We start from the raw sequence: 21,755 nt of genomic DNA on the forward strand, positions 1-21,755 counted from the left end.
GCTCGCTAGCATGAGCGGCACCGGCCTACGCGTGGACACAGTGACTTGGAGCGACCTGGGCGTGCACGAGCTGCCGAGCGGCACGGTGACGTTGCTGCTCGCCGACATGGAAGGTTCGACTCGGCTCTGGGACAGCCAGCCCGAGGAGATGGCGGCCGCGATCGCCCGGTTGGATCGCACATTGGGTGATCTGGTGGCCGTCCATCACGGTGTCCGCCCGGTCGATCAAGGTGAAGGCGACAGCTTCGTCATCGCGTTCAACCGGGCCGCCGACGCGGTGGCCTGCGCCCTCGCCCTGCAACTGGCTCCCTTGGCTCCAATCCGCCTGCGCATCGCGCTGCATACCGGCGACGTCCAGCTCCGGGACGAGAACAACTACATCGGACCGGCCATCAACCGGACCGGCCGGCTACGCGACCTGGCCCACGGCGGCCAAACGGTGCTGTCGGGTGCGACCGAGGCGATGGTCTTGGACAGCCTGCCGCCCGGTGCGTGGTTGCTCGACCTCGGCACCTATCAACTACGCGATCTGCCGCGCCCGGAACGGGTGGTGCAGTTATGCCATCGCGACCTGAACAACGACTTCGCCCCGCCCCGGACCGCGGAAACCGTTGCACTGCATAATTTTCCAGCGCACTTGACCAGCTTTGTGGGTCGCGGTGAGCAGCTGGTGCAGGTGCGGCGCTCATTGGATACGAGCAGGTTGGTGACGCTTACCGGAGCCGGCGGGGTGGGCAAGACCCGCCTCGCCATCGAGGTGGCGAGCTCGCTGTCCGACGAGCTGGATGCGGGCGTGTGGTTCGTCGACTTGGCGCCGATCGCGGATCCCGCCCTCGTGGCGATCGCCACCGCCCGGGCCCTTGGTCTGCCCGACCAGCCGGGTCGCTCGACGATTGAGACGCTGCTGGGGTTCATCGGCGAGCGCCAGCTGCTCTTGGTGCTGGACAATTGTGAACACCTGCTCGATGCGACGGCGCAAATGATCGAGGCGCTGCTCAACGCCGGTGCCGGCCTGCGGTTGTTGGTGACGAGCCGCGAGCCGATCGGGGTGGCCGGCGAGGTGACGTGGCGGGTGCCGTCGCTGTCGCTGGACGGGGAGGCGATCGAGTTGTTCGTCGATCGGGCGAGATTGGCCCGCCCGGATTTCTCGCTGGCCGATCAGAGCGCCGCGGTATCCGAGATCTGTCGGCGCCTCGACGGCATGCCGCTGGCGATCGAGTTGGCGGCGGCGCGGGTGCGGGCGTTGGCGGTCGAGGAGATCCGCGAAAGTCTGCAGGACCGTTTTCGTCTGCTGACCGGCACCTCCCGACGGCGGTGCGCCGCCAGCAGACGCTGCGGGCTTCTGTCGACTGGTCGCATGCGTTGTTGACCGACGCGGAGCGGGTGCTGTTCCGGCGGCTGGCGGTATGTGTCGGCGGCTTTGATCTGGCTGCCGCCCGGATAGTGGCCGGCGACAATGAGGTCGAGCGCTACCAGGCACTCGACCAGATCACTCTGCTGGTGGACAAGTCTCTGGTGATCGCTGAAAGTGCATGTGGCACAACACGTTACCGCATGCTGGAGACAGTGCGTCAGTACGCGCTGGAAAAACTCGCCGAATCGGGCGAGGGCGACGACGTACGGGCCCGGCACCGTGACCACTACCTCGACGTTGCGCGGGTTCTCGAGGACCCGGGCGCGGCAAGTGATCAGCAGCAGATCGGGCGGGTCGAGAGCGAGATCGACAATCTACGGGCCGCGTTCGCGTGGAGCCTTGACCGGGGCGATCCTGAAACCGCGCTGCGGTTGGCCACCGCGTTGGCTCCGCTCTGGGTGATCCGCGGCCGTATCCAGGAGGCCATCGTGGGCTGGTTTGACGCCGCTCTGGCCGAAAGTGACCGCCGTCCCGGGGCAGCATCACCCGCGGTGGTGTCACGTGCGTTCGCGGACAAAGCCGTGCTGCACACGTGGGCGGTCGGAAGCTGTGGTGACGAGTGGGCTGAGCACGCTGTGGAGATGGCACGCGAGACCGGCGACCAGGCGCTGGTGGCGCGTGCACTGACCGCCCGCGCGGTGATGGCCGCCAGTCGGGGTGAAGCCAAACAGGAGCATTTCGACGAGGCCATCGGCTCGGCGCGCTCCCTTGGCGACAAGTGGACGCTGGGTCAGGTATTGGCCTGGCAGGCGAGTTTCGAATATCTTTCCGGCGAACCGATCGCGGCCCGCACAGCGGCCGAAGAGGGACATCGGGTGGCGACCGAAGTCGGCGATCGGTTCACCCTCCGACTGTGCACCGTGTGGCTCGGTTGGGCGCAGGTTGTGGTCGGAGACCTGGCCGGCAGCGTTACCCGCCTGCGCGATCTGGAAATTGACGCGGCAGCCGCTCAGGACGCACTCCCGTGGGCATTGGCCAACACTTATCTCGGCCTGGCCCTCGCCTACCGGGGTGACACGGAATCCGCTCAGCTGGCTCTCAACAAACCCATGCAGGTCATCACCGACCTCGGCGACCTCTGGCTGGGCAACGCAAACGGCATGCACGCTGTCGCGCACCTGGCTGCCGGAGAGACATCGGACGTCGTGCGGACCAGTGCTGAAGCCTGGGAACGGTTGTATGTCAACCAGTTCCATCAAAAGGCATATGTCTATCTGCGGGCCGAGGGCGCGTTGCTGGGCAACGACATCGCGCAGGCGCGCCGGTGGGCCGACGGAGCCGTCTCGGTTGCCAGCTGTTGGCACCGGGTGCTGGCTCTGACAACCCGCAGTCGCGTGGCGATCGCGCAGGGGGACACCGAACAAGCGGAACGTGACGCATATGACGGCCTGTCGCTGGCGGCCGCGTTGGGGGCGCTGCTCGGGGTACCGGATCTCTTCGAGTTAGTGGCGACCCTGGCGATCGACGCCGGGCGCTTCCCCGAAGCCGCGCGGCTGTTCGGCGCGGCCGATGCGCTACGGCAGCGGATGGGTTCGGTGCGATTCCAGGTCTACGAGTCCGCGCATGCCGAGGCGATCGACCAGTTGCGTGCGGGCTTCGGCGACAACGAGTTTGACGACGCTTATGCCGAGGGCGCAGCGATGGCGACCGAGGAGGCAATTGCCTACGCGCAGCGGGGACGTGGCCAACGCAAGCGCCCGAGCAGCGGATGGGCGTCGCTCACCCCGACCGAACGCGCCGTCGTCGACCTGGTCAGCGAGGGACTGGGCAACAAGGCCGTCGCCGGAAGGCTTTTCATCTCGTTGCGCACCGTCGAGAGTCACCTCACCCACGTGTACACCAAACTGGGCCTGACTTCTCGCGTCCAACTCGCGCAGGAGGCAGCGCGCCACGCGTGATAGACCGATATCCATGAGCGGTCTCGCCGAAGACACCCGATGGATGGACGCCACGGACCAAGCGGCGCTGGTCGCTAGCGGCGAGGTGACGCCCAGCGAATTGCTGGAGGCAGCGATCGAACGTATCGAGCAGTCCAACCCGGCGCTGAATGCCGTGGTGATCGAGTGGTTCGACCACGCGCGCTCGGTGGCTGCCGACCCGCACCTGCCCGATGGTCCGTTTCGCGGGGTGCCGTTTCTGCTCAAAGACCTCTACACCAGCTTCGCGGGTCAGACGCTGTCCAACGGCAATGCGGCGCTGAAGGCGGCCGGCAAGATCGACACCGCCGATACGACGCTGGTGTCCCGGTTCAAGGCGGCCGGGTTGGTGATCGCCGGACGCACGAACAGCCCCGAGATGGGCAGCCTGCCGACCACCCAGCCGGTGGCGTGGGGTGCCACCCGCAACCCGTGGGCCCTGGATCGCACGCCCGGCGGGTCCAGCGGTGGTGCTGCAGCGGCGGTGGCAGTCGGGATGGTGCCGTTCGCCAACGCCTCGGATGGCGGTGGCAGCATCCGCATCCCAGCCTCGTGCTGCGGATTGGTGGGACTCAAACCGAGCCAGGGCCGGATCACCGTCGGGCCGAGGCGCTCCGAGGTGGGCTTGGGCGTCGAGCTCGGTGTCAGTCGCACCGTGCGGGACACCGCGCGCCTGCTCGATGCGGTGCGGGGCCCGGGTGTCGGCGACAGTGTGATCGCCCCGGCGCCGCAACGGCCTTATGTCGAGGAACTGAGGGTCGAGCCCGGCCGGCTGCGGATCGGGTTGCTGGACATCCATCCGCGCGGTGGTTTCCTGCACCAGGACTGCGTGTCCGCGGTGCGAGCCGCGGCGTCGATGCTGGCAGGCCTCGGTCACGACGTCGAACCCGCGTGGCCGTCGCCTCTTGCCGATACCACACTGCAACAGAAGTTCATGGCGCTGTGGGCAACGCAGATGGCAATGGCAGCAAGGGGATTCGGCGCCATCGTGGGGCGGGAGATGACTGCCGCGGACATCGAGCCGGTGAACTGGGAGCTGATCGAGCGGGCCAAACACGTGACCGCCGTCGACTACGCCGTCGCCCAGGAGGCGGTGTATGCATTCCGACGTGCGTTGCAGCAGTGGTGGGCCGACGGCTGGGACCTGCTGCTCACCCCGACGGTCGCCGAGCCGCCGCCGGCGCTGACGGAATTCGAGAACGATCCGGGGAGACCCACCGCGCCGATGCGCCGCGGCGGGGAATTCGCTGCCTTCACACCGCCGTTCAATATGAGCGGGCAGCCGGCGATCAGCCTTCCGCTGCACCGCAACGCAGACGGTCTGCCGATCGGCGTGCAGCTCGCCGCGGCGTACGGGCGGGAGGACATCCTGATTCGCGTTGCCGCTCAACTGGAATCCGCACATCCGTGGGCAGCGCAGCGACCCGTTATCGCTTGACGGGTATCGGGGCCGTTGGCCGCCGCCAGCGGGCGGACTACTGTCGCCGGTGTGGACTTCGAGCTCGACGACGAGCAGCGGGCGTGGCTGGTCGAGGTGCGCGAGTTTCTCCGGGAGAACGTCACTGCCGCGCTGCGCGCCGAGATGGCTGAGCACGACCTGGAATTCCGCGGTGGCGAGCTGTCGGCGTTCCGTCGCAAGATCGGGGAGCGCGGCTGGTTCGGGCTGAATTGGCCCCGCGAGTACGGCGGGCTCGGCCTCACCGCCATGCACCAGCACCTGCTGATGAGCGAGTTCGAGTACTGGGGAGTCCCCGGACCGGATCTCACCGTCACCTCGGTCGCGCCGATGATCATGCGTCACGGCACCGAGCAGAACAAGACGCAATTTCTTCCTCCGATCGCGAAGGGTGAAATCGTCTGTGCTGTCGGCTATTCCGAGCCGAATGCCGGGACTGACCTGGCCAGCCTGAAAACCCGTGCGGTACGGGACGGTGACGAATGGGTGATCAACGGATCCAAGATCTGGAACAGCGGCGCCCAACGCTGCACACATGAGTGGCTGTGTGTGCGCACCGACCCCGATGCGCCCCGCCATCGGGGCATCTCGGTGCTCATGGTGCCCATCGACGCTGCGGGCGTCGAGGTCCGCCCGCTGTACGCGTGGTCGGGCTATCGCACCAACGAGACGTTCTTCCGCGACGTGCGGGTGCCGGTCACCAATCTGATCGGTGAGGTCAACCGGGGCTGGACCTACATCACCGGAGCGCTCGACCTGGAGCGCGGTGCGTTGACCAACGCCGGGGACCTGCGGCGCGCCCTCGACGACCTGCTGGCACTGGCCGGGACCGCGCGGCGCGACGGGTCGGTGCCCGCCCGGGACCCGGCCTTTCGTCGCCGCCTCGCCGAGGCCGAGGCCGATGTCGAAGTCGCGCAGTTGATGGGATACCAGGCGGCATCCATGCTCGACTCCGGAACCATCCCCAGCGTCGAGGTCAGCGTCGAGAAAATCTTCACCAGCGAATTACGCCAGCGGATAGCGGATCTGGCGATCGATCTGCTGGGGCCCGACGGCCTGCTGGTGCACCGCAGCCTTGCAGCGCCGCAGGACGGCTTCTTCGAGCGCCTCTACCGGGTGTCGCCGTTGATGCGTTTCGGTGGCGGAACCAACGAGGTGTTGCGCGATGTCATCGCCCAGCGCGGCCACGGCATGCCCTCCTACGGCCGGTGATCGCATGCGGCTGATCCCCGATCAGGATGAACGTGACCTGGCCGCGATGTGCCGGCAGTTGCTGGCAGCCGAATGCCCGACGACGCTGGCGCGGGCACTGCACCGCCCGGACGGGGAACGCATCACCCCGGGCCTGTGGAAAGCGCTCGCCGAGGTGGGCCTGCTCGGTCTGGCAATCGAGGAGACGTTCGGCGGGGCCGGCGGTGGGCTGCCCGAACTCGGCATCTTCTGCGTCGAGGCCGGACGAGCGTTGTGCCCCATGGTTGTGCACAGCACCGTGCACGCCTCGCTCGCCGTGGACTGGTTGGGCGGTGCCGAGGCGCGGGCCGCCTGGCTGCCCACCCTGGCCTCCGGTGCGGCACGCGGCACCACCGCATTGTGCAGCCCGCGCAATGCCGCCGACCTGGCTTCTGGTTTGCATGCCCGGCAGCATGTCGATGGCCACTGGTGGTTGAGCGGCGTTGCGGACTTCGTGGCTGACGCCGATCTGGCCGACCTGATGGTCGTCGCCGCCGATACCGGCAGTGGCACAATGGGATTCGTCGTCGACGCTACCTCACCCGGGATCACCCTCGAACCGCTGACGATGATGGGCGGACATCGCGCGGCGACAGTGCGATTCGAGAGCGTGCTGATCGACGAACCCAGGCGGGTACTCGGTGAGTTGACCGGATCAGACCTGCGGAGGGTCGCCAACGCCAGGCTGGCGCTGCTGTGTCTGGATCTGGTCGGCGTGGCCGAGGCGGTGCTGCAACGCACGGTCGACCACACCAAGATGCGTGCACAGTTCGGCCGGCCGATCGCATCGTTTCAGGCCGCCCAGCATCTGGTGGCCGACATGCACATCGCGCTGGCAGCGGCTCGGTTGGCGGCGCACTCGGCGGTGTTCTGGATCGGCCGCGGGATCCCCGCCACCCGCGAGACCGCCATCGCGCGCATGCACGCCAGTCGCATCAAGCAGATCACGTTGGATGCCCACCAGCTGCACGGCGGGATGGGGTATGTCGTCGACACCGATCTGCACCTGTACTCCGAACGTGCCCGCGTGCTCGCGACACTCGGAGGCGGTGCTGACATCGCTGCGAAATGGTTGGAGGCAGAGATGAACTGGGAGAATAGAATTGACTGAGACCCTGATCGATGCCGCCTCCGCTGCGCGGGTCGGCAGTGTGGTTGCGACCGCGACCGGCGAAGTGAACCGGCGTGACTGGCAACGTTGGGCCGCCGCAGTCGACGACCATAATCGGCTGTGGTTCGACGCCGAATACGCGCGCGCACAAGGGTATCGGGACGTCATCTGCCCGCCGCTGTTCCTGCAGCACGCCGTCCTCGGTGTGACAGCGCTGGCTTCGCTGCGGCCCGACGGATCATCCGGTGCGACGACCGGCAGCCTGGCCTTTCCCAGGGCCCCGCGGCGCATGGCCGGTGGTGAAAGCACCACCTTCCACCGGCCCGCCTACCACCGTGACCAGATCGAGTTGGTGCGCACTATCGAATCGATCGTCGAAAAAGAGGGGCGCTCAGGTCGTTTCGTGCTGGTGACCTGGCGTGGTGAATACCGCAATGAGCACCGCGAACTCCTCGCCGAGGCTACGACCTCGATGATCGCGAGACCCGCATGACCGCTCAGCTGCATTACGAGGATATCGAAATCGGGCATCAGGTCACGCCGTTGACGGTTACGGTGACCGAGACGCAGATGTTCTTCTTCAGCGCCGCCACCTACAACGGCCACCGTATTCACTACGACAAGACGTGGGCGCGTGACGTGGAGGGTTACGACGACGTGCTCGTCCAGGGCCCGCTGCAGGCGGCGCTGTTGTCACGCGCCCTGACCGACTGGATCGGCGGGGCCGGACGGCTGGTGCTGTTCGCGGTGCAGAACCGCGCGATCGCCTATCCGGGACAGGAGTTGGCCTTCGGCGGCCACGTGACGGGCAAGTCGGAGTCCGGTGCACGGGTGGACCTGGACATTTATTGCCGGCGCGGCGAGGAGGTGCTGATGCCCGGCACCGCGAGCGTCGCGTTGCCGCGCCGGAACAGGCGATGAGCGGCCTGCGGGGCAAGGCGGCCATCGTCGGGATCGCCGAATTGCCGGCCGAGCGGCGCCAGACCCGGCCGGCACTGTTCACTTTGGACCAGTACGCGGTGCTGGCCAAGATGGTCATCGAGGATGCCGGCGTCGATCCCGGTGTGGTGAACGGTCTGTCGTGTCACGGCATCGCCGAGTCGGACATGTTCGCGCCCGCGACCCTGTCGGAGTATCTCGGCATCCCCCTGGATTTCGGTGATCGGGTGGACCTGGGTGGCGCAACCGCGGCGGCAATGGTGTGGCGGGCGGCGGCGGCGGTCGAACTGGGGGTGTGCGATGCGGTGCTGGCGGTGGTGCCCGGGTCGCTGGAGATGCCGCGGTCCGCGCGTCGGCCTGCCCGGACGCTGGGCTGGTACGGGGCGTCGAGCAACAACTACGGCTCGCCGCAGGCCGAGTTCGAAATTCCGTACGGCAATGTCGGCCAGAACGGACCCTACGCACAGATCGCCCAGCGGTATGCAGCCGAATACGGTTACGATGCATCGGCTTTGGCGAGGATCGCGGTGCAGCAGCGGACCAATGCCTGTGCACACCCCGGCGCGGTGTTCCACGGCAAACCACTCACAGTCGATGACGTGCTGAACAGTCCGGTGATCGCCGACCCGATTCACATGCTGGAGACCGTGATGCGGGTCCAAGGCGGCGCCGGCGTACTGGTGGCCAACGCCGATGTCGCGCGCAGCAGCCGGCACCGGCCGGTCTGGATCAAGGGTTTCGGCGAACACATCAGGTTCAAGACACCCACCTACGCCGACGACCTGATGCACACGCCGATTGCCCGTGCCGCCGACAAGGCCTTCGCCATGGCCGGATTGGGCCGCGATGACATCGACGTCGCCTCGATCTATGACTGCTACACGATCACCGTGCTGATGACGCTGGAGGACGCCGGGTTCTGCGGCAAGGGCGAGGGGATGCAGTGGCTGACCGAGCACGACCTCACTTACCGCGGTGATTTCCCGGTCAACACCGCCGGGGGCCAGTTGTCGTTCGGCCAGGCCGGCATGGCGGGTGGGATGCATCATGTGGTCGACGGCGCGCGTCAGCTGATGGGCCGTTCCGGTGCGGCGCAGGTGCCTGACTGCAACACCGCATTCGTCACCGGCAACGGCGGCATCATGAGCGAGCAGGTGGCCCTCGTGCTGGGCGGCGACTGACATGACCGGTGCGCTGCCGCTGCCCGAGCCGACGCCCGTTTCCGCACCGTTCTGGGATGCGTTGCGCGAGCACAGGATTCTGATCCAATACTCACCGTCGGCGGAAAGGTATGTGTTCTACCCGCGTACGTTGGCGCCCGGCACGCTGACCGACGACCTGGAATGGCGTGAAATCGACGGTGCCGGAACGCTGTACACCTACACCGTGGCGCGGCGCCCCACCGGCCCGCCGTGGGCGGAACGTCTGCCGCAGTTGCTCGCTGTCGTCGAATGGGATGTCGGGCCGCGGGTCAGCACCGAACTCGTCGACGTCGAACCGGACGATATCCGCATCGGCATGCGGGTGGTGCCGGTGTTCTGTGACGGTGACGGCATCACGTTATTGCGGTACCGGCCTGCCGATGTTTGAGACGATGCAGCAGCTGCTGCGTTCCCGGATCGACGACGACTCCGTCGCGGTGCGCCATGGCGAGCGAACCTGGACCTGGCGTGAGCATCTCGCCGAGGCGTCCGCCGAAGCCTCGGTCGTCCTGGTCCGCCTCGCCGCGGGGCGTCCCAGTCATGTCGCTGCGCTGCTGGGCAATTCGCCGGCGATGCTGCGGTCGATGGCTGCGGCCGCACTCGGTGGGTATGTGTTGTGCGGGATCAACACCACCCGCCGCGGAGCCGGCCTGGCGGCGGACATCACAAGGTCGGACTGCCAACTGGTGCTCGTCGACGACGATCATCTGTCGCTGCTCGACGGGCTGGACCTACCGGGTGTGGTTGTTCTGAACGTCAACGGCGCCGAGTACCGCGACGCAGTGACGGGTGCGGCTCCGTTGCTGGCCCGTGAAGTCGGCGGTGCGGATCCGGTGATGATGATCTTTACCTCCGGCACCAGTGGTGACCCTAAGGCGGTGCGGTTCGCTCACGCGATGGCGGTCATGTGCGGGGCGAGTCTGGTCGAGCGGTTCGCGCTCACCGGCGCCGATGTGTGTTACCTGGCAATGCCCCTGTTCCATTCCAACGGTGTGGCCGCAGGCTGGTCGGTTGCGGTGAGCGCCGGTGCCGCCATGGTTCCGGCCAAGTTCTCCCCGGCACGGTTCCTCACCGATGTCCGGCGGTACGGGGTCACGTACCTGAATTACGTGGGTAAGCCGCTGGCGCTGGTACTGGCCACACCGGAGCAGCCCGACGACGCCGACAACCCGCTGCGCGCAGCGTTCGGCAACGAGGCCACCGAACGCGATATCGCGGATTTCGCAAGGCGATTCGGGTGTCGAGTGGTGGACAGCTTCGGCTCCAGCGAATTCGCCGTGGTCGTGATGCGTGAAGACGATACGCCGCCGGGTTCGATCGGCAGGGGATATCCCGGTGTCAGTGTGTACCACTCGGAGACCCGCACCGAATGTGCGCCTGCCGTATTCGATCAGTACGGCGCACTCGTCAACGTCGACGAGGCGGTCGGCGAATTGGTCAACACCTACGGGGCGGGTGGATTCACCGGCTACTACAACGATTCCGCGGCGACCGACGAACGGATGCGCGACGGGATGTACTGGTCAGGTGACCTCGCCTACCGCGACGCCGACGGGTGGATTTACCTGGCCGGGCGCACTGCGGACTGGATGCGGGTAGACGGGGAGAACCTTGCGGCCGGTCCGATTGAGCGCATCCTGCAACGGATTCCCGAAGTCAACCATGTCGCGGTGTACGCGGTTCCCGACGCGCACGTCGGCGATCAGGTGATGGCGGCACTGGTGCTGAACAATGCAGCGACGTTGACGCCAAAGCAGTTCGGTGACTTTCTCGCCGGCCAACCCGACCTGTCGCCGAAGGCGTGGCCGCGCTACGTCCGGATCAATGCGGCCCTGCCCTGGACCGCGACCAACAAGATCCTCAAGCGGAAACTGATCGAGGCGGGTGTTTCCGCCGGGGACGGCACGTTGTGGGAACGGGCGGAGCGTGGACGGGATTACGTTGTCCGCGTGAAGAACTGAGCACTTGTCGGTGGGTGTCCCTGCCCGGCCGCAACACCCGCACCGAAACCGACGGCACACTTTACTTACTCCCGTAATCGACCTGCCAGTGTTTGATCCCGGTGATGAACGGCGATCGCAGTCGCTCGGGTTCGCCCAGCGACTGCAGGTCGGGCATGGTGTCGGCGATCGCGTTGAACATCAGGTCGATCGTCATGCGGGCCAGATTGGCGCCGATGCAGTAATGCGCTCCGGTGCCGCCGAATCCGACGTGCGGATTGGGGCTGCGCAAGATGTTGAAGGAGTACGCGTCGTCGAAGACGTCCTCGTCGAAATTGGCTGACCGGTAGAACATGACCACCCGCTGGCCCTTCCTGATCGCAACGCCGCCGAGTTCGGTGTCGATCAGTGCGGTGCGCTGGAAGGCGGTGATCGGTGTGGCCCAGCGGATGATCTCGTCGGCCGCGGTCTTCGGGCGTTGCGACTTGAACAGCTCCCATTGCTCGGGACAGTCGGCGAAGGCCATCATGCCGTGCGTGATCGAATTGCGGGTGGTCTCGTTGCCCGCGATGGCCAGGGTCACCACGAACATGCCGAACTCGGCGTCGGACAAGCTGCCGTCGTTGTCAGCACGCACCAGCGTCGACACGATGTCCGGTCCGGGATTGTCGGCCTTGCGGGCTGCCAATTGCATGGCGTACCACATCATTTCGCCCGCCGAGGTCAGCGCGTCATGGTCGGCGAACTCGGGATCGTCGCTGCCGATCATCTGGTTGGACCAGTCGAAAAGCTTTTCACGATCCGCCACCGGCACTCCGAGCAGCCCGGCGATCGCCTGCAACGGCAATTCGGCGGCCACCTGTCGGACGAAGTCTCCGCTACCTTCGGCCGCGGCCCGGGCGGCGATCTTCCCCGCCCGTTCGGAAAGGTCGGCTCGCAGCCGCTCGATGGCGCGGGGCGTGAAACCGCGCGCCACAATCTTACGTAATCGGGTGTGTTCCGGGTCGTCCATCATGATCATCGATGTCCGTCCGGCCTCAATCTGGCCCTGCGCCAAGTCACCCCGGTAGCGCGGCACGATCGACTTCTCGGCCGACGAGAACACGTCGCTGCGCAACGAAACGTCACGAACGTCGCGGTGCTTGCTCACCACCCAGTAGCCGCCGTCGCCGAAACCGCCTGTGTCGGGCGGCTGCTCATTCCACCAGACCGGGGCTGTCGCGCGCAGTTCGGCGAACTCGGCCACCGGCAGCCGGTGCGCGTAGATGTCGGGGTCGGTGAAGTCGAAGCCCGGCGGCAGGTTGGGAGCGGCCATCCGACATCCTCCTCGGCGAGGTGTGATCGAGATGATCGTAGCCAGGCGCCGGCCGGGGAACGCAAGAGTTATGCCGCCTTTGGACCAATCGGACCGAGTACTGCATCCGCATCGAGGTGGGTTGCCGCGGCGATGATCACCCGGTCTATCTGGCGTAGCGGATGTAGCACCGAAAGCTGTAGATCCGATATGGGTCGGCTGTCATGGCGGCGGGCCAGTTCCTCGGCCGCGTCCAGCGCATCTGCCGCCGAGACGATGGCCGCCGGCTGTGTACCGTCGAGGGTCTCGACCAGCGCGGCGATGTTCCGCTGGACCTGCGCGGCGGCGTCGGACACCGCTGCCGCGAGTTCACCGGAGGAGTCAGGGCTTTCGTACCGCTCGCTGCGGCGGGCCAGGACGCGGGCATACCGGTCGCAGGCAGCGAACAACCTGAGTTCGCGCTGCATGTTGCGGCGACCGGCCAGGCCGGTAACCCCGGCGACCAGCGGTTTGGCAGTGGCCCGGTACTGCTGCAACTTGCGATCGAGTTGTCGCGCCTGTTCGGTCGGGCTCACTGCGGCGTCGTCGTCGAACATCGTCGCGACCGAGGTTTCGATCAGGGTGCACAGCGCCGTCAAGAACTCGCGGGTGTCGTTGCGGATTGTGGTGCCGATATTGGTGGGTAGCACCAGAATTGCGACGGCGACACCGATCACCGCACCGACCGCTGTCTCCTCGATCCGCACCACCAGAACATCGACACTGAACTGGCCCATCAGTCCGTACAACAGGGCCAGCATCGTAGTGATCCAGAACGCCATCAGGCTCTGGGTGACCTGCATGAAATAGAAGGTGCAGAACAGGCACGCAAAGACCATCGCCACCGAGCCGACCGTGTTTCCGGCGAACAAGGTGGCGACCAGCATGCCGCACGGGACGCCCAGCGCCGTACCCAACAGTCGCTGCCAGCCCTTGGTGAGGGTGTCACCCCAGGTGTTGGTGCCGGCGAAGACCACGAACGCCGCGATCACCGCCCAATACCAGCGATCCGGCGATACCCGGTCGCCGACGACGATGGCCAGCGCGGCCGCCACGCTCGCCTGGATCGCCTGCCGGGTCGTCGGCAGCAGGCCGGCGGGCGACTGCTCGGCATCGGTGTCGCCGTCGGGTTCCGCGGCATCGTCCTCCGGCATCGATGGTTCGAAGTCGCCGCCGACGACGCTGTCGATCAGTGTCCGCACCTCCGAAGTGGCGGTGGCAGCGCCGATTATCGCCATGGCCAGTCGCCGCACGGCGATGTCACCGGCGGGCTGAGCGTCCAGGACGTGCTGTGCGCGGTCGGCGGCGCGGCGGAGTCCGTCCGGACTGGGGTTCCTGATCGCCCGGCTGAGTTCGGTGAGCGCGCCGATCAGTTCGTCGCGTTGCGCAGCGGGGAACGGGGATCCCTGTTGGGCCGACAGGGCCGCGCGCTGGGCGGCGATCGCCGCCCATTCGACCGCCAGTTCGGCGTCGAACAGCCACGGCGCCAACCGTTCCCCGAGGGACGGGGCGGCCGGGTTCGACTTGTCTTCGATGCGATCCTGCACCATCAGCGCGGTGTCGTTGAGTCGCGCGATACGGGCGCGCATGCGGCGCCGACGCCGCTCATCGAGACGGTCCGCCCGCAGCAACTCGGCGGCAGTGTCGACCACGAGCGCCATCCGCGCCCGCAACGAGCGAATAGTGGCCCGCAGCACGCGTTCTGGGCGATCCGGCAGTACATAGGTCGTCATCACGAAAGTGCTCAGCGTGCCCACCGCAACCGCGCAGAGCATGTACGGCAACTCGTGCAGACCGGCCCGCAGATACAGCGCGAAGAAATAGGCCATGAACGCCACCATGCCCAAAGCCTGCCCGCGTGCACCGAATCGGCGGATATAGACCGCGACGAAGACCACGACGACGAACACGGCGTCGGTCACCAGTGGGTGGGGTGACAGCAGGGCGGCAGCGGTGATCGACAGGCCGGCCGGTATCGGCAACAGCGCCATGGTGATCCGTTGCGTACGGGGGTCGGGCTCGTTGACCGACCGCGACGCGACCATCGTGATGACCGCACCGAACAGTGCGACCGTCAACGGTTGCCGCGTCGCCGTGGTGAGCACGTACATCACCACCAGCGAACACGCCAGCGCGATCGTGGCGCGAATGGCCAACCGCAGCCGCAGCAGCCCGGGATCGGTGCCGGCCGTCCAGGTGCGGGCGCGCTGGAGAAACGCGGGTATCACGTCGACCGACTGCAAAGGAAAACGGTTTACGCGTCCGGGGTGAACTTGATCGCTACCAACTTCAACCGGTCGATCGCCTCGGCGAAGTCCTCCCGGGCCGGTATGCGCTCATCGCGGAATTTCAGGCCCATCATCCGCTGGGCTCGTTTGACTCCGTAGGACTGGGCACAGCGCAGATACAGGTCATACGTCGTCGCGGGGTCTTCGACGACTTCGCCGCGCATCGTCCGCGTCCTGCCGTCGTAGACCACTTGCGCGGGTCCGCCGCCTTTGAAGTTGTACTTCCAGTTCGCATTGGCCAGCGCATAGAGCTCGTTGTCGATGGAGTGGGCGCTCACCGGAACAGAGAACTGTTTGCCCGACTTGCGGCCGGTGAGCTTCAGCACCATCAGCTGTCTGCCTATCGGTCCCGCGAACGGTGTGCCCAACAGGAAACGCAGGACCGGGTTGATGGCTTTGAGTAATGCCGACGGTGGATGGCCGACGTCGACCGCGTACGACTGATCTGTCATGTCACCAACCGTAAGTCCAATCGGGGTCGGGCACCGAAATACCCCGACCGACAGAAACGCCGCGGAGCGGGCTGGCTCCGCGGCGTACCGTCAGTTGCCTGGTCAGCTCGTCGTGATCGTCGTCTGCTCATCGATGACGTTGGTGGCCGCCATCAACGGGGCTTGCTCGGAGTCCAGCGCGTCGGCATCGAGTTGCAGCACGAACACCCCGTTGGGTCCGGTGATCACCACGGTCTTCTGCGCGACCGTCCGCTTCTTGTCGTTCTTGACGTACGTGCCGCCGAACTGCCAGGCCTTGAAGGTCTCGCCCGGCGCGACGCCCAGTGTGCCCTCGCGCCCGTTGGCGCTGCCACCCTCGAATTGCGGCAGGTTCTTCAGCTCACCCGGGGCGTATTCGAGGATCTTGGCCGGGTCGACGTCACCGTCGAGCCTGGAGACGATCGCCACGATGGTGGGCGCATCGTTGGGGTCCGCGGGCGCGTCGAAGACGATCCCGCCGTACGGTGCGTTGGGGCCCTCCGGCAGCGTGTGCCAGCCGTTGGGGACTGGCAGGTTGATGGTCGGGGATCCCGGGTCGCCGTGGTGAACGGGGGTCTCCTTGATGTTCTTTTCCCGGATGTAGTCGGCGATGGTCTTATTTGCCTGCGAACCGGCCGTGGGGCTGGTGGTCGGGGCTGACACGGTGGTGGTGGAGGTCGACGTGCTTGTCGACGTCGACGTCTTGACTTCCGTTTTCGTTTCAGAGTGGCAGCCGACCAGCGTCAGGCTCAGGGCCACTGTTGCCACGACCGCGGTGAGATCCTTCATCTACGTGTTCTCCCAGAGTTGGGCCCCGGTGTCTGTGCCCGGTGACGTTGCCTGAGATTATCTGTATGGCCGCGACTCGCAGCACCCGGCGTCAGACCATTTCATTCTTGGTGAGCCAGCGCATTACCGGCCACCCCACGAAAACCGGCAACCAACAGGTCAGCACCCGGTACAGCAACACCGACGGCACCCCGATAGCGGCAGGCACGCCGAAGGCGGCCAAGCCTCCGATCAGCGCCGCCTCGACGGCGCCGACGCCGCCCGGGGTGGGAGCTGCTGACGCCAGGGTGCCCCCGACCATCGTCACCACCGTGACGGTGACGAACGTGGTGCCGCCGCCGAACGCCTCGACGCTCGCCCACAGCGCCAGCGCAGCGCCGAGAGTTGTTCCGGCACTGCCTAAGACGATCAGCGACAGCCGCTTCGGCTCCTTAGCCAGCTCGACGAGGTCACCGGTCACTTCCGTGAGTTTCGGACGCAGTTCGGTGGACAACCACCGCCGCAAGTTGGGCACCAGCAGGAAGGTGCCGAGGATACCCAGCGCGACCCCGGCGATCAGGTAGAGCACCGTGGCGGTCGGAACGAAATGCGAGAGGTCGGTCGATGTTCCGGCAACGGCGCTGAACAAGATCAGCAGCGCGACGTGGACGATGACCTGCACCGACTGCTGCAGCGCCACCGCCGCGGTGGCCCGCAATGCAGTCAGGCCGCCCTTCTGCAGGAATCGGGTGCTCAGCGCCAGGCCACCGACACCGGCCGGGGTGGTGGTAGCCGCGAAAGTGTTGGCCACCTGCATGATTGACAAATTCCGGAAGCTGACGGCACCGTCCGCGCAAGCCCACAACGCACCGGCCGCGCCCACGTAGGTCAACGCCGAGACCGCCAGGCCGAGCAGCGCCCACGACCAGTTCGCGTGTCTCAATTCCGAGAAGAACGTCGGCACCGTGCTGATGAAGGGATACGCCACATAGACCAGGGCGCCGATCAGCACCAGTTGAATGACCTGGCTACGGCTGAACCTGGTGATCGTCTCGTCTTTGATCTGATCGGCACCTGTCTGGCGCTGCACCTCCGCTCGGGCCTCGGCAATGACCGTCTTCGCGTTAGCCACGGAACGCCGGATACGTTTCGGCACAGCTGATTTCGTCAAGCGCCGGGACGCGGTGAGGATGGTCTCGTTACCGAACGTATCGATGGCGGCGGCCACCGCTGAGCGGGCGTCGTACAACGCCGTCGTCGTCACCAGCAGGTGGGCGATGTCGGACTGCAGTTGGGCATCGGTCGCGCCGTACTCGGCGGCGCCGAACCCCCCGAACAATGCCTTGCCGTCGGCGACCGTGATCTCATTGCAGCGCAGGTCCCCGTGCGAGATCTGATGGTCGTTGAGGATGCGCAAGGATTCCCAGATGCTGCCGACCGGTGTCCGGCCGGCGCATTCCGCGAGCGGCACCCCCCGAACGGGCTCGTGGGCATACATCGTCCAGCCGCGGTCCAGAGCGGCCAGCGCGATCGTCGCGGTGTTCGCCACGCCGATGTCACTGATGGCGATCGCCATCAGGGCGCGATGCTCGACAGCGCGTCGCAGCGAGGTCTGCAGTGGTGCGGTCTCCGACCCGCGCAGCCGCAATTTCCACCACAGTTGACGCAGGGCACCGCCACTGCGCTGATGTGGCCCGTACAGTTCGACCGCGGCACGTGCCGCAGGCTCGGTGGCTTCGGCCGACAACACCAGCGGCCCCGGACCGCCGGGTCGGACCACCAGCAGCCGGGACGCCAGAAATCCGCGTTTGGCCATCGCGCGGACGGCGCCGTCCAGCGGGACCTCCAGCGCGGGGGTCCCGACGACCAGGACCACGAACGCGCCGACGAACCAGCCGACCGACAGCCCGACCACTGCACGCGCGGGGATGATGGCGCTGATGACGAGGTGGATCGGCACGAAAGCCAGCAGCAGCGTCCACCACCAGCGCCGCCAACGGGCGGGCAGCCAGGGCCCGGACACGGTCAGTACCGCCGCAAGCATTGCGATCCAGCGCGGGTCGTCGAGGAACTGCGACGGCAGCGTGCTCAGCTTGTCGGTGAGGTCGAAGTGCCAGTTCGGCGCGGCGATGCGGTTGCTGCTGATCGACAGCGGCAGTACGGCCAGCAGCGCGGCGGCCCCGTACGCGCCGAGCAACTTCCACTGCCGCGACACGATCAGCCCGATCAGGATGATGAACGGCAACGCCAGGATGGCGATGCCGTACGCGAGGTACACCAGATCGGATTGGGTCTGCGTCAGCACCCCGACGATCTCGGAGATGGATTTCTCCAGCGCTATCCAGCGGGGGCGGGTGATCAGCGAACTGGTGATCACCCCGACGAGAGCGAGGGTCGCCAACCCCAGCCGGATGATGTCGTTGGTGCGCCGGGTCAGTGGTTGCAGCAAGCTGCCGGACACCGTGATGTCGCGCCCGTCGACTCGCATGTGCACGGGTCGTCCTTCGAGGTCCTTGGGATCGGTTCCGGCTGCCGTGTTCTACGACAACTTAGCCTGCGCCGTGCGCCGCAGCCGTTCCGATCCCCCTTTTGTTCTAGGGTCGGCGGTGGTGTCCATCGACTGCGGGAAGTCTGGAGTGTGAGCGAGCATCCGCTGTTCAGCGGCCAATTCGCAGCGACGCGGTGGGCGCTGGCCGACGGTCGTGAGCTGCTCTTCTTCGCGATGCCCGGCCACGTCCCCGCGCCGGTTCCGGATCGCCGGCCGCTACCCGAGCGCGACCCGGCGCCCTCGGAGCTGCGGTATGACCGGACCACCGGGCAATGGGTGATCATCGCTGCGCATCGCCAGGATCGGACCTACCGGCCGCCGGCCACGCAGTGTCCGCTGTGTCCGGGGCCGACGGGAATGACCAGTGAGGTGCCCGCCCCCGGATACGACGTCGTCGTCTTCGAGAACCGGTTTCCCAGCCTGGCCGGTACCGGCATCATCAGCGACCCCGGCGACGACGCCTTCGCGTCCGCCGCAGCCGCCGGGCGATGCGAAGTGATCTGCTTCTCGGCCGACCACACCGGCTCCTTCGCGGGTCTGGACATCGGGCACGCCCGCCTGGTGGTCGAGGCATGGCGGCACCGCACCGCCGACCTGCTGACCCGGCCCGGCGTTGCGCAGGTGTTCTGCTTCGAGAACCGCGGCGAGGAGATCGGTGTGACGCTGAGCCATCCGCACGGCCAGATCTACGCGTATCCGTATGTCACCCCGCGCACCGCCTTGATGCTGCAGCAGGCTCGTCGGCACCGGGCCCGCCACGGCTCCAACCTGTTTGCCGACCTGCTGGCCCGCGAGGTTGCCGACGGCGCCCGGGTCATCTCGCACGGGGAGTTGTTCACCGTTTTCGTGCCGTTCGCTGCGCGCTGGCCGGTGGAGGTACACATTTATCCGAATCGGTTGGTGCGCAACATCACTGAGCTGACCGGTGCGGAACTGGACGAGTTCGCGGTGACGTATCGTGACGTGTTGCGCAGGTTCGATCGGATGTATTCGTCACCGCTGCCCTACATGTCGGCGCTGCACCAGTACACCGATGCCCAGCGGGACGGCTATTTCCACGTCGAGCTCATGTCGATCCGGCGCAGCGCCGCCAAGTTGAAGTACCTGGCGTCCGCCGAGTCGGCGATGGATGCGTTCATCAGCGATGTCACCCCCGAAACGGTTGCCGCCCGCATGCGCGAGCTGGGTTCGTGAGCGTCCGTTACGCAGCGCCCGGGCGGGTCAACCTGATCGGCGAACACACCGACTACAACTTGGGTTTCGCGCTGCCGATAGCTTTGCCGCAGCGCACCGTCGCCACCTTCTCATCCGACCGCAGCGACGCAATCACCGTGCACAGTGATCGCGCCGACGAATCGGTGCGGATCAGGCTCGACACCGTGCCGGGTGAGGTGACTGGGTGGGCGGGCTATGTAGCCGGGGTGGTGTGGGCGCTGCGTCGGGCCGGCCACCGGGTACCGGGCGGAACAATGGCGATCAGCAGTGACGTCGAGATCGGATCTGGTCTGGCATCCTCTGCGGCGCTGGCGTGCGCGGCAGCGGGTGTCATCGACGCCGCCGCCGGTATCGGCCTGGAGCGGACCCTCCTGGCCAGGATGGCGCAGCGTGCCGAGAACGAATACGTCGGTGCGCCAACGGGTTTGCTCGACCAGTTGGCGGCGTTGTTCGGCAAGACGAAGAAAGCGTTGCTGATCGATTTCCAGACCACCACGGTCGAGTTGGTGCCTTTCGATCCGGACGCTGCCGATGTCGTTCTGCTGCTGCTAGATTCACGGGCCCGACACAGTCATGCCGGCGGGGAGTATGCGACACGACGAACCTCCTGTGAGCGGGCGGCTGGCGCTTTGGGCGTTGCCTCGTTGCGTGACGCGCAGGACCGCGGGCCGGCGGCACTGAGTGCGATCGTCGATCCGGTCGACGCCCGCCGCGCCCGGCATGTCCTGACCGAAAATCAACGGGTTCTGGATTTCGTTGCCGCGCTGCAAGATTCGGATATGGTTGCGGCCGGTCGAATCATGACCGCGTCACACGCCTCCATGCGCGACGATTTCGGCATCACCACCGGGCACATCGATCTGCTCGCCGACTCCGCGGTGGCTGCCGGCGCGCTGGGTGCCAGGATGACCGGAGGCGGGTTCGGGGGAAGCGTGATCGCCCTGGTGCCGGCGGATCGAACGACTGCCGTCGCATCGGCGGTACGACGGGCGGCGTCTGATGCCGGTTACGAGGAGCCGACGATCTATTCGACGAGTGCTGCCGACGGGGCGTCCGTGTGTCAATGAGTGAGCGCGCCGGACTGCGGGCCCGCTCGGGCCGCTATTGAGGGCGGACGTGCGCATGGTCTGTCTTGACCCATCGGTCCGGCCACGGAGGTCGTAAATGAGGATCCGGCGAACCTGTTCGTCTCCGCGCAGCGCCGCTGAGTGGATCATTGCGGATCCTCAGCGGCGCGGGTATGCCCGCGCCAGTGCCGGTACCCGCGGCGCGCCGCGAACGCACCGATGATGGCGGTCACACACCACACGCCTATCGCCGCGTAGGCCAGCGTCGAGGACCGGTCGCGGATCGAGGCACCGAGCGCGGTGTAGACGAAGGCGCGGGGCGCCGATCCGATGAATGAGCCGATCGCCATCTGCCACAACGGAACTCCGAATGCACCGAACGTGTAAGAGGCGAGGGCGTCGGAGATGCCCGGAACGAATCGCTGGCCGACAACCGCCCACAGTCCGCGCCGCTCGATCAGCGCGTCGATGCGGTCGGCCCGGCGGGCACCCAGCAACCCGCGGGCGCTGTCCCGGCCGGCCCGGCGCCCGATCCGGCTCGCGACGATCGCAGTGCCCACCGACGCGCCCAGCGTCACGAAGATGCCGACCACCGGACCGAACAGCAGCCCGCTGCCGGCGGCCAGCACCGATCCCGGCACGAACAAAGCACCCAGCATTGCCGACACCGGCACGTACACCAGCGGCGCCAACGGGCCCGTCGTCGCGACCGCCCGCCGCACCGCGTCGATATCGATCACGCGCGCGATGGCTGTCAAGTAGAACATCGCGAATAGGAAACCGAGCAGCAACACCAGTTTGACGATGTGGCGGCGACGCGAGTTGGGGACTACTTCGTCACTGTGGACCATGGTGTCT

16 protein-coding genes and 1 pseudogene are annotated in these 21,755 nt (G+C 66.7%); 11 read left to right on the forward strand and 6 right to left on the reverse strand.

Features of this window, described 5'->3' with window-relative positions; all coding sequences use genetic code 11:
* Positions 1-10 precede the first annotated feature (10 nt).
* From AC5Y5Z_RS03730 to fadD1, 9 genes and pseudogenes are all read left to right on the forward strand, one after another.
* A pseudogene (locus tag AC5Y5Z_RS03730) lies at positions 11-3,312 on the forward strand (LuxR family transcriptional regulator).
* Between the two features lie 13 nt (positions 3,313-3,325).
* The gene (locus AC5Y5Z_RS03735; protein WP_499923451.1) at positions 3,326-4,768 is read left to right on the forward strand and encodes an amidase; all 1,443 of its coding nucleotides are present in this window, start codon (positions 3,326-3,328) and stop codon (positions 4,766-4,768) included.
* Between the two features lie 51 nt (positions 4,769-4,819).
* Positions 4,820-5,998 carry an acyl-CoA dehydrogenase family protein gene (locus tag AC5Y5Z_RS03740; protein ID WP_473139369.1) on the forward strand — a complete coding sequence of 393 codons (1,179 nt, stop codon included), beginning with the start codon at positions 4,820-4,822 and terminating at the stop codon, positions 5,996-5,998.
* 4 nt (positions 5,999-6,002) lie between these two features.
* Positions 6,003-7,127 (forward strand): acyl-CoA dehydrogenase family protein, encoded by a 1,125-nt coding sequence (locus AC5Y5Z_RS03745; protein ID WP_499923454.1) that lies wholly within the window; start codon positions 6,003-6,005, stop codon positions 7,125-7,127.
* The gene (locus tag AC5Y5Z_RS03750) at positions 7,120-7,620 is read left to right on the forward strand and encodes a MaoC family dehydratase (RefSeq protein ID WP_499923457.1); all 501 of its coding nucleotides are present in this window, start codon (positions 7,120-7,122) and stop codon (positions 7,618-7,620) included. The genes AC5Y5Z_RS03745 and AC5Y5Z_RS03750 overlap by 8 nt, the downstream gene beginning before the upstream one ends.
* Positions 7,617-8,048: a MaoC/PaaZ C-terminal domain-containing protein gene (locus AC5Y5Z_RS03755; RefSeq protein ID WP_499923460.1), complete on the forward strand. Its 432-nt coding sequence runs from the start codon at positions 7,617-7,619 to the stop codon at positions 8,046-8,048. Before AC5Y5Z_RS03750 ends, AC5Y5Z_RS03755 begins: the two co-directional genes overlap by 4 nt.
* Positions 8,045-9,247, forward strand: coding sequence for a thiolase family protein (locus tag AC5Y5Z_RS03760; protein ID WP_499923462.1), 1,203 nt, complete (start codon positions 8,045-8,047; stop codon positions 9,245-9,247). Before AC5Y5Z_RS03755 ends, AC5Y5Z_RS03760 begins: the two co-directional genes overlap by 4 nt.
* Before the next feature lies 1 nt (position 9,248).
* The gene (locus AC5Y5Z_RS03765; RefSeq protein WP_473139366.1) at positions 9,249-9,656 is read left to right on the forward strand and encodes a Zn-ribbon domain-containing OB-fold protein; all 408 of its coding nucleotides are present in this window, start codon (positions 9,249-9,251) and stop codon (positions 9,654-9,656) included.
* Positions 9,649-11,229: a fatty-acid--CoA ligase FadD1 gene (gene fadD1, locus AC5Y5Z_RS03770; protein ID WP_499923465.1), complete on the forward strand. Its 1,581-nt coding sequence runs from the start codon at positions 9,649-9,651 to the stop codon at positions 11,227-11,229. Before AC5Y5Z_RS03765 ends, fadD1 begins: the two co-directional genes overlap by 8 nt.
* A 61-nt stretch (positions 11,230-11,290) precedes the next feature.
* Here the strand turns inward: fadD1 and AC5Y5Z_RS03775 are convergent, their stop codons facing one another.
* The 5 genes from AC5Y5Z_RS03775 to AC5Y5Z_RS03795 form a co-directional block, all read right to left on the reverse strand.
* On the reverse strand, positions 11,291-12,523 hold the full coding sequence (locus AC5Y5Z_RS03775) for a cytochrome P450 (protein WP_499923467.1): 1,233 nt from the start codon (positions 12,521-12,523) through the stop codon (positions 11,291-11,293).
* Positions 12,524-12,591: 68 nt separating this feature from the next.
* Positions 12,592-14,784, reverse strand: a complete 2,193-nt coding sequence (locus AC5Y5Z_RS03780; protein ID WP_499923469.1) for an FUSC family protein — start codon at positions 14,782-14,784, stop codon at positions 12,592-12,594.
* A gap of 11 nt (positions 14,785-14,795) precedes the next feature.
* Entirely contained in the window at positions 14,796-15,281 is a 486-nt protein-coding gene (locus AC5Y5Z_RS03785) for a PNPOx family protein (RefSeq protein ID WP_499923471.1), read from the reverse strand.
* 102 nt (positions 15,282-15,383) lie between these two features.
* A complete protein-coding gene (gene lpqN / locus AC5Y5Z_RS03790; RefSeq protein ID WP_463825744.1) occupies positions 15,384-16,088 on the reverse strand; it encodes an envelope biogenesis lipoprotein LpqN in 705 nt (234 codons plus the stop codon).
* A 91-nt stretch (positions 16,089-16,179) separates the two neighbouring features.
* Positions 16,180-18,555, reverse strand: coding sequence for a lysylphosphatidylglycerol synthase transmembrane domain-containing protein (locus AC5Y5Z_RS03795; RefSeq protein ID WP_463825980.1), 2,376 nt, complete (start codon positions 18,553-18,555; stop codon positions 16,180-16,182).
* Positions 18,556-18,789: 234 nt separating this feature from the next.
* Between AC5Y5Z_RS03795 and galT the strand changes: the two genes are divergently transcribed.
* Both galT and AC5Y5Z_RS03805 read left to right on the forward strand, forming a co-directional pair.
* Complete coding sequence (gene galT / locus AC5Y5Z_RS03800; protein WP_499923674.1) at positions 18,790-19,809, forward strand: galactose-1-phosphate uridylyltransferase; 1,020 nt, start codon at positions 18,790-18,792, stop codon at positions 19,807-19,809.
* Positions 19,806-20,897: a galactokinase gene (locus tag AC5Y5Z_RS03805; protein WP_499923477.1), complete on the forward strand. Its 1,092-nt coding sequence runs from the start codon at positions 19,806-19,808 to the stop codon at positions 20,895-20,897. Before galT ends, AC5Y5Z_RS03805 begins: the two co-directional genes overlap by 4 nt.
* A 146-nt stretch (positions 20,898-21,043) precedes the next feature.
* Here AC5Y5Z_RS03805 and AC5Y5Z_RS03810 read toward each other — a convergent pair whose 3' ends face one another.
* The gene (locus AC5Y5Z_RS03810) at positions 21,044-21,748 is read right to left on the reverse strand and encodes a TVP38/TMEM64 family protein (RefSeq protein WP_463825746.1); all 705 of its coding nucleotides are present in this window, start codon (positions 21,746-21,748) and stop codon (positions 21,044-21,046) included.
* Between the last annotated feature and the right edge of the window lie 7 nt (positions 21,749-21,755).

It is taken from the genome of Mycobacterium sp. NGS29 (assembly GCF_059812965.1).